The organism is Leptothoe sp. PORK10 BA2, assembly GCF_034932105.1.
Lineage (GTDB): Bacteria > Cyanobacteriota > Cyanobacteriia > Phormidesmidales > Phormidesmidaceae > Leptothoe.
In genome coordinates, this window is record NZ_JAYGIG010000004.1 from 107,221 (window position 1) to 121,538 (window position 14,318).

Here is a 14,318-nt window from a genome sequence, read left to right on the forward strand (position 1 = left end):
ATGTGTCGCAAGTCGCTTGTCTATCGCATACATCAGCCATGCTTAAATCGATCTGTCAAGCCGATCTGTCTTAGATTGTTGACAGGTGATGATTTCTAAGTTCGGTTGTTAAGGTGACTTTATGTTTCCCCCAGTAAGATTTTTTTAGTCGAGATCTTTGGATCTTACAAAAGCTGTTTGGGGAACCCTTTATTTAACTTGCGTCTATCCGCAAGGAAGTAACTATGTAACTTGGATCGTTTCCGAAAAACCTGTTGGCCATCTCGTAGGACTACATATGGGAGCTATTTCCCTAGCTCCGCGATTTGGTCTTCAAGCTTTTGGCCCTGTTCCGCTTGTTGCTTATTTGTTGACCACGGCATTAGTAGTCAGAGCAATTTCCATGCGTATACTGATTTATTCATACAATTACCATCCTGAGCCCATCGGCATTGCCCCCCTGATGACCGAGTTGGCCGAAGGATTAGTGACGAAAGGCCATGAGGTCAGAGTGGTAACGGCAATGCCGAACTACCCTCAGCGCAAGATTTATTCTGAGTATCGGGGCCAGTTATTCTGTGAAGAGGAGCGTAACGGGGTTAAGATTCAGCGCTGCTATGTAGCTATTCACCCCAACCCTGGTGTGGTGACCCGTGTCTTGCTGGATGGTAGTTTTGCTTTGCTCAGCTTTTTCCAGGCCCTCAAGGGGTGGCGACCCGATATAATCTTGTCGACGAGCCCTTCCCTACCGGCCTGTGTCCCTGTGGCACTGCTTAAATTGATCTACGGTTGTCCTACCGTACTCAGTTTGCAGGATATTTTGCCAGAGGCCGCTGTCCGCACCGGACTGATTAGCAATAAAATCGCTATTCGAGCTTTTGAGGTATTAGAAAAATTTGCCTATGCCAGTGCTACCCACATCAGCGTGATTACTGATAGCTTCACCAAAAATTTGGTGAGTAAGGGCGTTGATCTCAATAAGATCAAGTGCATTTCCAATTGGGTGGATACAAATTTCATTCGCCCCTTGCCGAAATATGACAATCAATTTCGGCAACAGCATGGGCTTGTGGATAAATTTGTTGTGCTTTATTCAGGGAATATTGCCCGCACCCAGGGTGTTCGTACAATCATCCATGCGGCAGATGTCCTGCGGGATATCCCTGATATTGAGTTTGTGATCGTGGGTGAAGAACGTCAGCTTGAGGACTTGGAAAATTTACGTCATGAGCTAAACGTAGATAATGTCACTTTATTGCCCTTTACCCCCCGTGAAGAACTTCCGACTATGCTAGCGGCGGCTGATGTGTCGCTGATTATGCAAAAAGAAAGTGTAGTAGGCTTTAATATGCCCTCTAAGACCATGGTGCTGATGGCTAGTGGTCGTCCCATTGTGGCCTCTGTTCCAGAGCATGGGGCTGCCGCCCAAGCGGTTCGAAAGAGCATGGGTGGATTAGTGGTGGAGCCAGAAAAGCCCAATAACCTAGCTAGGGCTATCCTCACAATTTATAATGATCCCATTTGCAGGGAGCAGTTTGGTGAAAATGGGCACGGGTATGCGATCAAAAACTATTCCTTTGAGCAAGCCTTGGAAGCCTACGAATCTTTGCTGCTCAGTCTGGTCAACAAAGCCAAGTTTTCCATACCCATAACCTCCACTCTGCAACCCCAAAAAAATATCCATTAAGCCTTAGTCTCTGCTAGTTGGTATTGAACGGCAACGCAGTTTTGTACGTGCGATTCAAGGGTGCAAATGGTGAGATAGTCCGGGCGACTTAGTTCCCTGGTCAATGACTAGTACCTATTTCCGTAATTGGCGCCAAGATGGGGCTGCTCTTCATCAGCGTGTACGTGGGTGGGTTCGAGACCCCTCTACCTTTTACAACAGCTTCTAAAACGGGTTCAGTTGTGTTGAGCGGTTGCTAGCTGACGTTCAAGGTTAGGAATCATCTGGGGAATCCGGATCGTGAATATAGACCCTTGGTCTGGACTATTTTGGGCGGTAATAACACCCCCAAGCATATATACAAATTCATGGGTGATGGTTAACCCTAATCCTGTACCACCATGGCGCCGGGTGGACGACCCGTCAGCTTGGGTAAATGCTTCAAAAACATGTTCTAACTGATCGGGCTCTATACCAATTCCCGTATCTTCGACGATAAATTCAAGATACTTTTCATCTTGATAGTGGGGGGTTTGGATAGTCAGTGTGATTTGACCTTGTTCAGTAAACTTATTCGCGTTGTCCAGTAAGTTCAAGAGGCATTGGCGCAATTTACTCAAGTCGGTCTCAATGGAGTCCATACTACTCAAATTGCTCAATGTAATACTATTGGATTTCTTTTCTACAGCCGGACGGATAGTGGCAAGAACGTCCTCTACCAGGGCAGAGATGCTCACCGACTCTAGATGGAGTTCCATACGGCCCGTTTCAATTTTTGACAGCTCCAGCACACTGTTAATTAGACTGAGTAAATGTTGACTAGAACCCTGAATTTTCCGCAGATCTGGGATCAGGTCGTTTTCACCCATCAGTTCGACGTCTTCTTCCAGCATTTCGCTATAGCCAATAATGCTATTGAGCGGTGTGCGGAGTTCATGGCTCATATTGGCTAAAAAAGCACTTTTGGTGCGGGTGGCAATTTCGGCCAATTCCTTAGCCTCTTCTAGTTCAGCCGTACGCTCCTGGACGCGGGTTTCCAGTTCTTGATTATTGCTTTCCAGAATGACGAACGACTGTTTGAGCTGCTGGGCCATGTGGTTAAAGGCTTGGGCTAAAACGCCAATTTCATCCTGGCTAGCAATGGATAAAGTCTGATCCAGTTCACCACTTTGCAGCTGAATGGCCGCCTTGGTAATTTCCGTTAGGGGTTGGGTAATGCGGCGGGATAATAAATAAATCCCTGACAACAGTAGGCCCGTGGCCACAAAGCCAATTAACAGGATATTTCTGGCTAGGGCACGGGCTGGGGCAAAGGCCTCCCGCTGATTAATTTCTGCCAGTAACGCTAGACTCTGATCCTCTAGCCAACGGTAGACACCAATCACCGGCTCCCCGGCATAGTTTTGATAGAGACCGGCACCGCTTTCGCCTGCCACCGCCGTATCAATGGCAAAACTACTAATGTTTCCCGCTGACTCTTTGGCTTGTTCAGAGGCAATAAATATATTTTGTTCCTCTAACTGGCCCACCAGGTAGGTTGTCCCCGTTTCACCCAAACCCGTACGATCTTGAATTAGGGAGTCTACATCCTGGAGGTCTAGGGTGACCAGCAGGACTCCCATAGGATTCTTCGCATCATTCAAAACCGGCGTCGCTAGGGTAATGGCCGTAGCCCCAGTGGTGGAAGAGGTGTAGAAAATAGGGGTCACTTTATCTGAGGCATCGGCAAAGTAGGTGACATTGTCCTTCAGGGACTGGGTTTGATTGTTTAATTGCTGATTGGTGGAGAATAGAACGGTACCGCTATCGGTCACGATGGATACTTCTGCCAGGTCAGGCTTAAATGCAGTAATATCTCGGAGGTAAGCAGCTAGTTTTTTCCTGGCCGTTTGTTTGAATTCTGCCGTAGATGAGGGGGCTTCAGCCTCGTTTCCGCCCGCTTCAGGGTCTGAGTCAGCAGGGTTTGAGTCAGCAGAGTTTGAGTCAGACAGCAGGATTTCCGTCTGGGACTGAATTTCTGGCAACTGAGCTAGGAGTAGTATGTCGTTGCGTTGAGACTGAAACCAATCATTAAGCTCCTCTTCCTTGAGGATAGCGGCGACACTCAGGCGATCATAGATGGATTGTTTAAGGGTTTCCCTGGCCGAAAAATAGGTGCTGACTGAGATAGTCAATACGGTGGCGGCAGACAATAGTGATAGGGGAGTGATCAGCCGAAGCAGTAGGCTTTTAGATCTAATTTTCACGCTTATTTAGGTCCCCTCAAGGGCTTAATGGGTAGCTTGCGTTAGGAACTAATAGAATCCAGGAGGACAATGCGTTTCCGGATTATTGCTCAATTTCAGTCGTTCCCCTTTTTACTTTCCAGCCGATCTGAGTAGCCGTCAGGAGGTCCCCGTCAAGAAATATTGAAATGGTTTAACTGCGTCTCTAAAACTAAAGACGCAGCACCCTTTATTCAATGTTCCATGGCCCTGGCCTGAACAGTAACTGAACAGTAACCGTTCAGTTACTGTTCAATTTCAGTCAGCTGCTTGAGTATTCCCTCTAGCCGCTTTTGAGCTGCTCCATAGGCCTGCCAGTCACCTTTTTGCAGGGCCTGCTGGCCTTGGGTATAGGCTTCCAGGGCAGATTTGATCAGGGCTGCTTGGGTTTGGGTGGGCGGTGGAGCGGTGCTGGGTGTGCCAGTGGCAGATGGGCTATTGTCAACGGCTGGAGATGGTTTTCTACTCAGCTGACCAAAGAGCTTGGTTAGAGCGTCCTCTAGGTTTTTTTCCATCACAATCGAGTCTTTGTAGGCGACGATCACCCGCTTTAGCTCGGGGATGGCATTGCTATTGTCATTTTGTCCCCTTGCTTGAAGGTAAACGGGTTCGACGTAGAGCAGGGATTCTTCAATGGGAATGACCAGTAAATCACCCCGGAATACTTCTGAACCTTCCTGATTCCAGAGGGTGAGCTGTTGGGAAATTTCGGTGTCTTGATCGATGCGGGAGTCGATTTGGCGAGGTCCGTAGAGCAGGGCCTGGCGCGAGAACTCATACACCAGCAGCTGGCCGTAGTTGTCTCCGTCACAGAGCGCCGTCATCCAGGCCACCATATTGTTTTTGCCCACCGGTGTGAAGGGCAAAATCAGCATGAATTCCTCGGACTCTGCCTCTGGCAGCTTCATGATGACGTAGTAGGGTTCTAGGATTTCCGCGGTTTCTTCCCGGGTGATTTGGGTGGGAAAATCCCAGAAGTCTTCCTGGTTGTAGAAGACACCCGGTTGATCTATGTGATAAGCCCGATAGATTTGGGCTTGGATCTTAAACAACATCTGAGGGTAGCGGAAATGGGCCTGTAGCTGTGGTGGTGCATTCTCCAGGGTGTCGAATAAGGTGGGGAAACTCTGCTGGAAAGAGGCCAGAATCGGGTCGGAGGTGTCCACAACGTAGAGCTTGATCGTCCCATCGTAGGCGTCCACAACGGCCTTGACTGGATTGCGAATGTAGTTAGTTTCTTGGCTAACGATCTGCCGCATGGCTGGGTCTTGAAGCAAGGATTGGATGCCTTCACTGCGCCATAGGGGTTCAGAGTAGGGATAGCGATTGCTCAGGGTGTAGGCATCGACAATCCACTGCAGCCGTCCGTCTATGACTGCGATGTAAGGATCGCTGTCGAGGGAGAGAAACGGTGCCAGTTGAAGAATCCGTTCTTGAATTAGCCGATGATAGTGGATGCGGGAATTTTCTCCTAGGGCGTTGGACAACAGTAGCTGCCCTTTACCCAGGCTGTAGGCATAGGCCAAGCGTCGTAGGGGGGAGCCAATGGGAACGCCGCCTAGGCCGGTGTAGTTGTACTGGGCGTTGTCATTACCGAGGGGATAGTCAAATTCTGCTTGGTCAGTGCCGGTTAGAATGTAGCGGTCGGTGGCTTCACCGTAGTAAATCCGGGGTTGCTCCACTGTGAGGTCGACGGAGCTTTTGGGGGGTAAGTCTTTGATGAATAATTCGGGCAGGCCATCTTCGGTGATCTTGTTGACAGGGCTCATGGCTAATCCATAGCCATGGGTGTAGATGGTGTGCTGATTGACCCAGGTTTGGGCTTGGGCGGGGAGGCTGTCGTCCACCAGTTCTCGGGGGGAGAGCATGACCTGTCGATAGTCGTTGTTGAGGGTGTATCGATCAATATCGACGTCTAGAAATTTGTAGTATGGCCGTAGGGTTTGCAGACTGCCGTAGGTGCTTTGGAGGGGGCGATAGTCCCATAGACGGATGTTGTCGATGGTGGCGCTATTGCGTTCTAAGGTGGCGGCATCTAGCTGATTTTTCACCTCAAAGGGCTGTTGTTGGACAACGTTGAGTCCGTAGGCCTGACGGGTGAACTGAATGCTATCGGCAATGTAGGGGGACTCTTTTTGGAGTTCGTTGGGCTCTACGACAAATTTTTGTTGGGCCCAGGGGTATACCCCGGTGATCAGGATAAAGACGATGGCATATAGGCTAATGGCGGTCAGGGGCAGTAGAAAACCGCTGCGCCATAGGGATGTGACAAATAGAATGCCGATGGCAATGGTAATAAAGCCCATGGTGCCGTAGGCTTGCATCCGGGCATGGACGTCGGTATAGCCAGCGCCAAAGACTACCCCGGTGGATGAATAGAGGAGATTGTAGCGAGCGATCCAAAAGCCCAGGGCAAAGATGACGGCTAAGCCAGCGAGTAAAACGCAGAAGTGGGTTTTGACTTCTCCGGTGAGAAAATATTTCCAGCCGCGTTCTGGACGAATTTCTCCTTTGAGGCCGTAGATGCTGGCGGCCAGGAACGCACCCCACACGAGCAGCTCGGCTGCGGCCCGGTGCATTTTTTCAAAGAGGGGCAGTTGAAAGATGTAAAAGCTGATTTCCCGGCCGTATAGGGGATCTTGACTGCCAAAGTCGACGGGGTGAAGAAATTTAAGCACCTCTTGCCAGGTTTCGGCTCCATTAATGGCGGCGGTTAGGGCTAATAGGGTAATGAGGCCTAGACTGGTGTAGCGGACCAGGCCGGGTAAATAGGGGTCCCACTGGGGATTTTTCGCCACGTGCAGGGGGCGTTCTCGGGTTAAGCGTTGGGCAATGGCGTAGTTAAGAAATAGGGCTAGCCACCAGACGATGAAGCAGAAGGTTGCGATCGCACCCTGCCATTGCAATCGAGTCCGCAGCACATCAGCAAATCCGACGGATTCAAACCACCACATCTCCGTCGCTAAATGCACTAACGAGCCGGAAAAGGTAATCGCAAGGAATCCCCCGAAAATCAGCCATAACCATTTTGCACTCATGCTTTAGCCTGTCAGATAACGCTTAAAAAGCTTAGCGCAAGCTAAGGAACCCCAGGGTCTTATTTCAAGGAGTTATCAGAAACCCTTGTAGGGCAAGGCTTACCCTAGGATAAAGCTTAAACTTTTGTAGCGTTACCCAGGATTCCTCCGGCATGAACCCCATCCCTGTACGTACTTTTAGCGTCGATGCTCTGAATGTGGAAGTCTATCCTGACCCTCAGGCCGTCGCCCTGGCCGCAGTTCGGCAAATCATTGAGCGATTGCAGCACACCTTGGCCCAGCAGTCCACGGCCACCATGGTTTTTGCCACCGGACGATCCCAGCTAGGCCTCTTGAGCTATCTTCGCCATGACACCCAGGTGGACTGGTCACGGGTAAAGGGCTTTCACCTGGATGAGTTTTTGGGTCTGAGCCGTCAGCATCCGGCCAGCTTTGGTTACTACCTACACCACCACATTGCCCAGTGGCTGCCTTTTCAAGCTTTTCACTATCTTCAGGGGGATGCCTTAGAACCGATTGCAGAATGCGATCGCTATACCGATCTACTGAGCCAGCAGCCCATTGACATCTGTTTACTGGGTATTGGCAACAACGGACATCTCGCCTTTAACGACCCAGCCGTAGCCAATTTCCATGATCCCCGCTGGGTAAAACTTGTCCGTCTAGATGCCATTAACCGCCAACAACAGTTCGCCTCCGAGCACTTTGCCCAATTAGAAAATGTCCCCACCCATGCCATCACCCTAACCCTCAGTACTATCCTCAGAGCCCGTTATAACGTCTGTTGTGTATTTGGCCAGCCCAAGGCTGATGTGATGCAAACGGTACTCACAGCATCACCTTCCAGCCACTGTCCTGCAACAGGTCTAAGGCTGGAAGGTGATGGTAAAAACACTCTCTTTATGGACGAGTCAGCCGGTCAATCTCTAGATTTGACAGCGCTTCTCCCCTAAACCGGGCACCACAGACTAGAATTCCATGGTTCTGTAGTCCCCATGGGGGTTTGGGTAATTTTTGTATTGGCTGGATTTGCCCGACTGAGCCATACAATGGGCTCATCTAAGGCAAATACGGTTTCACCTTCGTCCGTAGTAATAGTTACTATCTGTTGATTTACCAGCATGCCGTGAATCGGTAACCAACCAGACTCCCCCTGCAGCAGCAAATCTCGACTGTGATCTCGACGTGTAAACAAGCGCCTTAATACCCGCCAGTCCTGCCATAGCCGCTTGGCATGATCATAATTGAGATAATAATCCGGCAGGACTTCGAGGGGGCAATAACCCCGAGTAGGGCTTTGACTGACCATGGCATACTGTCCCCAGAACGATTGACAACGCTGGAATACAACGCTTAAAGCGATATACAGCTGCTGAAATACCTTATTCCACAGCCCTAAATAGACCTCGTCAACACCCTGAAACGATCCAACCCCATTTTCTGTAATGGGGCGGTTAATCAACAATATTCGATGGAACCAATCTTTAAAACAGTGCAATTTGGAACTCCCAACAGACTATTGGCCTTGACATAGTTCAGCATTCTGTCAAAGCATCTATGGACAGGAAAAAACACAGAAGAAATTGTTAATTCCGTATTTATACGGATTCCAATAGTCAGACATCCGTGAGTAGTGTCCGTTACTGATATCATCTCTGGCACCGGTTAGGTTATCTGCTAATCCCTGAGAACATTATGGCTACTTGCATTCGCCTCCCCCAAGCCACCGATCTTGCCCCGCTCACGGAGCTTTACAATCACTATATTCTCAATACCACTATCACATTTGATATTGAACCCTATACTCTAGACCAACGTAGAGATCGGTGGTGGTGTCATTACGAACATCAAGGTCGCCATCGGTTACTGGTGGCAGAACAAGATCAAGTGGTCGTCGGCTATGCCACCAGCAGCCAATTTAGAACCAAAGCGGCCTACGATACTTCAGTTGAAACCAGTATCTATCTGAGTCCTAAGGCCCAGGGGCAAGGTTTGGGAACTCAGCTATATCAAGCTCTGTTTCAGTCCTTGGCCGCTGAAGATGTCCATCGAGCCTATGCCGGGATTACGTTGCCGAATGTAGCCTCCATTGCGCTGCACCAAAAATTGGGTTTTTATAGTGTTGGTCGCTACGCAGAAGTCGGACGGAAGTTCGGTCAATATTGGGATGTGGAGTGGTTTGAGAAAAAACTTTAGGTAGTTGTCAACTTTAGGTGACAACTACCCCATCAGCCTAGCCCAAGGCAAAAGAGAGAGAATTCTCCAAAAAATAGGGAGAGCTAATGAATATCAGCTCTCCCGATGAAATATCTAAAAAATATTCAGTTGTCTAAACAAAGATGTCTCAGCAATGAAATCCAGACCTTAAATCAGCCTTTAGAAAAACGAGCCCTACCTTAACGGTAGTTAAAAAACAAGGTTTAAACCTTACGACTAGGCCGATTGCATCAGGAGCATCTTCATGAAGAAAATAGCTGTAGCCATGCAATAGACAAAGCAGAGGGCATTAAAGAACCACATCACACTGATCATGGAAACATTAAGCCATGCGTTAGTGTTAAGTTGGGATGCAAAATTCATGTATGAGTGTCCTTAATCATTAGCCTCAATCTTAGTGGCACCCACATATCTGGCCGAAATAATCTCGAAAAGTTCAGGTTTGTTTAAATTTGTTCAAGATTAGTTTTTAATACATACATTTGACTGGCTAAAAATTGCCGAAAACATATCCATATATACAGAAAAAATAAAAATGACGGGTCTCAAGCCCATGGCAGCCGGGTACTTTTTCTTCATGGAGCAAGGGTTTCAGAGTTTATTTCCCTAGGCACACCCGTTAATAAAGCAGGCAGTAGGTCCTTGGGCCGATTAACCAACACCTTCGCCCCAGCCTGCTCAAGTTCCTGGGGTGAACCATACCCATAGGTCACCCCAATGATATTCATGCCATTGGCCCGAGCCCCTAGCACGTCATGTTTTCTGTCGCCTACCATGGTAGCGACGGCAGTCGGTTGGGTTGCCGATAGCGCAAAGCTTAGTAAATCAGCCTTATCGGCCCTAGTGCCATCTAGTTCAGACCCAAATACGCCACTAAAGTATTGTCCTAACTCAAAATGCTCGACAATCTTGGCTGCATATACCTGAGGCTTACTGGTGGCTACATAAAGCGTAAATCCGTTTTCGACTAACCTGGCCAGGGTCTCGGCTATGCCGACATAGGGGGTATTTTCCATCCATCCCACATCGCCATACCGTTCCCGATAAAAGCTAATCGACTGTTGGGCTTTTTCTTCCCCCACTAAGGAACAAAAACTATCCATCAGGGGCGGGCCAATGCACCAGGTCAGTTCATCCTTAGTCGGGACGTCGGCTCCAAGTTTCCCTAGGGCATATTGAATCGATGTGGTGATACCAACTTTGGGGTCTAGCAGTGTCCCATCCAGATCGAAAAAAACTGTATTGGTTAACACTATCAACTCATATTATTTGTGCAAAAACCAGGGTGTTCCGCTGGGTGGAACTCCGCCTAGATTATAGCGTGGCCCATGGGAGAGTAAGCAACACAGCGCTTGAGAAAACTGTGATAGAGAGATTGCTAGAAATCTCTTTTGCCGATAGCTGTTCGTCCGGATAGGTGCCCTTCATCCAGATTCAGTCCATCGAAAACTCAACCCATGGCATAACTCTAATAAAAGCTAATGCTCTCTTCAGCAAAATCTCAGGTTTGGCCAGGGAAGGTATGACACCATATCTTCGGGGTTACCATTTCATGCCTTCTAGCCAACCTATTAAGTCTATGAAAATTACCTATCTTTCCACTCTGATTACAGCTTCGATTCTGAGTATTACCGCCACAGTTGCCCCGATTCAGTTCATCAGCGCCCAGGCTAATCCCTGCGCAGCGGGTGTTGTTAACCCCTGTGCGGCCAATCCCTGTGCGGCAGCGAATCCCTGTGCGGCAGCGAATCCCTGTGCGGCAGCGAATCCTTGTGCGGCGGCTAATCCCTGTGCGGCAGTTAATCCCTGTGCGGCGGCTAATCCCTGTGCGGCAGTTAATCCCTGTGCGGCAGCGAATCCTTGTGCGGCAGCGAATCCCTGTGCGGCAGCGAATCCCTGTGCGGCAGCGAATCCTTGTGCGGCGGCAGAGACTGTCGAAGCAGCTGATGCGGCAGAGGCCGGTATTCCAGTGGTGTTTTCTGATCCCCAAGCAAACGACAATTTGGCGATTCGGGGCTATGATCCGGTGGCCTATTTTACCGTTGGCGCTCCAACGGAGGGCAGTAGCCGTTATGAGTATGACTGGAACGGTGCCACCTGGAGGTTTTCCAGTGCTGCCCATAAGGCAATGTTTGTGAGCAATCCTGAAGCCTATGCGCCTCAATATGGTGGCTACTGTGCCAAGGCCTTGAGTGAGGGAAATATAGCTTCTACGGTACCCGAAGCTTGGGATATTGTTGATGGCAAGCTCTACCTCAACTATAGTCTAGATGTTCAAAAGCAGTGGCATGGGGATGTGTCTGGCAATATTTCTAAAGCCGATGGCAAATGGCCCAGCATTCTAAATACCTCAACTGTTGTTTATTACGATACTGTTGGGGCGGTTTATTTTTAGGGTTAGGAGTTGGTATTAAGGAGTCAGGGGTCAGGAGAGGTTTAGCTTCTGGCTCCTGGTTTCTATTTTGAAAAGACGTGGACTGCTCAGTTTGCGGCTCTCCCAACGGGCATTAAGATGGACCTATCGCCCTTGGCCGTTATCAGTTATAGAAAAAACTGGGTGGCCTGGTTAGAGTTGGCATTGGCCGGGATTCGACTTTGACTCAGTCTTCAGGATGATCAGGGTTAAAATTGTTGACTGTTATCTCGTAGGTGGATGCTGTTCGTTAATATATTTTTCTGCTTTCTCTAGTGACTTAAATGATCCGGGATATCGTTCTTTTAGCACAGCCGGTAATCGATCTCGGTCTCTGTCTTGATAGGATTTTAATACTGGCGGTAAGGTGGCATTGCAAATAAGGGGAGGCGTCTTTCCTTCCAGCTGTTGGATAGTCAAGTTTTGAACCGTGCCTAACTGTGTACCTAGCAAAATAGCGTTGTCAAAGTTGGCTCTGTCGAGGTTAGCGCTGTCGAGGTTAGCGCTGTCGAGGTTAGCGCTGTCGAGGTTAGCGCTGTCGAGGTAGGCTCTGTCGAGGTTAGCGCTGTCGAGGTTAGCGCTGTAAAGGTTGGCTCTGTAAAGGTAGGCTCTGTAAAGGTAGGCTCTGTAAAGGTTGGCGCTGTCGAGGGTGGCGCTGTCGAGGGTGGCGCTGTCGAGGGTGGCGCTGTCGAGGTTGACGCTGTCGAGGGTGGCGCTGTCGAGGGTAGCGTTGGAGAGGTTGGCGCTGTCGAGGTTGGCGCTGTCGAGGGTGGCGTTGGAGAGGGTGGCGTTGGAGAGGTCGGCTTTGTAGAGGTAGGCTTTGTAGAGGTAGGCTCTGTAGAGGTAGGCTCTGTCGAGGGTAGCGCTGTCGAGGGTAGCGCTGTAGAGGTTGGCGTTGGAGAGGATGGCGTTAGAGAGGACGGCGTTGGAGAGGATGGCGTTGGAGAGGATAGCTCTGGAGAGGATAGCTCTGGAGAGGATGGCGCTGTCAAGGTTGGCTCTGTCGAGGTTGGCTCTGTCGAGGTTGGCGCTGTCGAGGTTGGCGCTGTCGAGGTTGGCGCTTTCGAGGTTGGCGCTTTCGAGGTTGGCGCTGGACAGATGAGGGCCAACAATTTGAGTAAAGGTACTCATATCTAAGGAATCTGCATAGTGAATAATTTTGAGTAGTTTCTCCTGATCAAATTGTTCCGTATGGGGTTCCCCACAGGGATGGAACCAAATCGCAGGTTTAGGCTCATCAGCCGATACCTTTGGATAATTCTCAGACTGAGCCCCGGCATGAAGCTTAAACAGCATAATCAGCCCGTTTAAACCGGCAAAAATATCTACCTGTTTCAGACCGATGGTAATGGTCTTATCCCTCAGCTGTAAAAACTTTTTCTGGGGTAAATTTTCATTGGGTGCCTGATCTAAAAACTCTCCTTCACACCAACGTTCATAAAACCCATGCAAGCGCTGAAACAGCCTAACTCGGTCAATATCACTTTCCTTTAGCAGCTCAAACACATACTCCACAATTTCCACACTCAGACCGCCAAACCCCAGTAGGTCATAGATTTGCCCATGGACGGCCCGGTCATCGAGCCGATAGCGGTTTCTGGGGTCCAGCTCGGTCCACTGGGCAAAGGCCGCCATCAGCCGTTCGGCAAACAGATATTCGCCAAAACTTTTATGGGCAAATTCCACCGAACCCCGCTTATCCCCCTCCCCAGGGCGCAGGTAAAATGTGGTGAGCAGATTGTTCAGGGCCTTATCCTCCGACTGGCCCGTGGTTTCCTGCGCCGTTTTTAGCGATGTCGCCACCGGGTTCCCACTATCCTGAAAACGCGCCTTTAACATCGATAGCTGAGCCGTTTCATTCCCCGACTGCACCACACAGAGGGCCGCCTCTTGCAACACTTCCCGCAGATCGTTAGGGTCATCCAGGCCGGATAGGCGTAGATTTTCGTCCTGGCGCTGTTTTTCTAGCACCCAATTGACCGACTCTCGATAGACCCGTAACTTGGCCTGACTCTCTTGCTTCGCGTCAGCAAACATTTCGCTAGTCAGCTGTTTCTCCCGATGCAGCCGGGCTAACAGATAAATCAGTAACGGCTCTCGGGCCAAATGATTCCCAATTTCTGTTGGGCAGGCCTTTAAAAACTGGCGAAATTGGCTGACTTCCTGCTCTTTAAAAATAGCTTGCCATTTGCCCAGCCACTGTGCTTGTTGCGGATCATTCATGGGCTGCAGCTTCGCCCGTTCCAATGTCTTGTTTTGAGTAATACGCTGGGCCACCCCCTGCAACGCCAGGGGTCTACCCGTCACCAAACATTGATGATGGCTGCGCTCCTGAAAATCGGACACCTGTTGCAGAAATTCCTGGAGCCCTCCCGTCGCCCGCCCCTGCAACAACAGTTCATCAAATCCATCTAAGATGATCAAGAATCGGGTATTTTTATCCTTGAGCCAGCCCTCCATGCCAACAAATTCAACCGGTTCCAGATCTGGACAGTTCTCTAAGGTCTCCGTGAGCGTATTTTCGATCGCCCGCAGGCTGCGCAGTCGAATAAACAAGGGAATGTAGGAAAACGCCTGGGTTTGGCATATCTCAGCCGCAAACATCCGACAAAAAGTAACTACTCAGGCTTAAAAAATTAGAGAGTTTTCCCAGGTTACAGAGATTATCAGCTAGCGTAATCCAAATATAGGAATTGGTAACCTCCTTGAGCAAGCCCAAGGGTCGCATCAAACTCAGTGAC

9 protein-coding genes are annotated in these 14,318 nt (G+C 49.5%); 4 read left to right on the forward strand and 5 right to left on the reverse strand.

Translation table 11 applies throughout. The features are described from left to right. The first annotated feature begins 382 nt into the window (after positions 1–382). Complete coding sequence (locus VB741_RS02415; RefSeq protein WP_323363545.1) at positions 383–1,666, forward strand: glycosyltransferase family 4 protein; 1,284 nt, start codon at positions 383–385, stop codon at positions 1,664–1,666. A 215-nt stretch (positions 1,667–1,881) separates the two neighbouring features. On the opposite strand, the gene VB741_RS02425 is transcribed toward VB741_RS02415, so the two are convergent. After that, positions 1,882–3,891: a sensor histidine kinase gene (locus tag VB741_RS02425; protein WP_323363546.1), complete on the reverse strand. Its 2,010-nt coding sequence runs from the start codon at positions 3,889–3,891 to the stop codon at positions 1,882–1,884. A 263-nt stretch (positions 3,892–4,154) separates the two neighbouring features. Next, on the reverse strand, positions 4,155–6,947 hold the full coding sequence (locus VB741_RS02430; protein ID WP_323363547.1) for a UPF0182 family membrane protein: 2,793 nt from the start codon (positions 6,945–6,947) through the stop codon (positions 4,155–4,157). 152 nt (positions 6,948–7,099) lie between these two features. Between VB741_RS02430 and VB741_RS02435 the strand changes: the two genes are divergently transcribed. Then, positions 7,100–7,900, forward strand: coding sequence for a glucosamine-6-phosphate deaminase (locus VB741_RS02435; RefSeq protein ID WP_323363548.1), 801 nt, complete (start codon positions 7,100–7,102; stop codon positions 7,898–7,900). Here VB741_RS02435 and VB741_RS02440 read toward each other — a convergent pair. Then, positions 7,897–8,256 carry a hypothetical protein gene (locus VB741_RS02440; RefSeq protein ID WP_323363549.1) on the reverse strand — a complete coding sequence of 120 codons (360 nt, stop codon included), beginning with the start codon at positions 8,254–8,256 and terminating at the stop codon, positions 7,897–7,899. The two genes, VB741_RS02435 and VB741_RS02440, sit on opposite strands and share 4 nt — an antisense overlap. A 386-nt stretch (positions 8,257–8,642) precedes the next feature. On the opposite strand from VB741_RS02440, the gene VB741_RS02445 reads away from it, so the two are divergent. Further along, positions 8,643–9,143: a GNAT family N-acetyltransferase gene (locus VB741_RS02445; RefSeq protein WP_323363550.1), complete on the forward strand. Its 501-nt coding sequence runs from the start codon at positions 8,643–8,645 to the stop codon at positions 9,141–9,143. 596 nt (positions 9,144–9,739) lie between these two features. Here the strand turns inward: VB741_RS02445 and VB741_RS02450 are convergent. Continuing rightward, on the reverse strand, positions 9,740–10,420 hold the full coding sequence (locus VB741_RS02450) for an HAD family hydrolase (RefSeq protein WP_442786272.1): 681 nt from the start codon (positions 10,418–10,420) through the stop codon (positions 9,740–9,742). 323 nt (positions 10,421–10,743) lie between these two features. On the opposite strand from VB741_RS02450, the gene VB741_RS02455 reads away from it, so the two are divergent. Then, positions 10,744–11,559: a YHS domain-containing (seleno)protein gene (locus VB741_RS02455; protein ID WP_323363552.1), complete on the forward strand. Its 816-nt coding sequence runs from the start codon at positions 10,744–10,746 to the stop codon at positions 11,557–11,559. A 243-nt stretch (positions 11,560–11,802) separates the two neighbouring features. On the opposite strand, the gene VB741_RS02460 is transcribed toward VB741_RS02455, so the two are convergent. Next, on the reverse strand, positions 11,803–14,181 hold the full coding sequence (locus tag VB741_RS02460; RefSeq protein WP_323363553.1) for a pentapeptide repeat-containing protein: 2,379 nt from the start codon (positions 14,179–14,181) through the stop codon (positions 11,803–11,805). Positions 14,182–14,318: the final 137 nt, after the last annotated feature.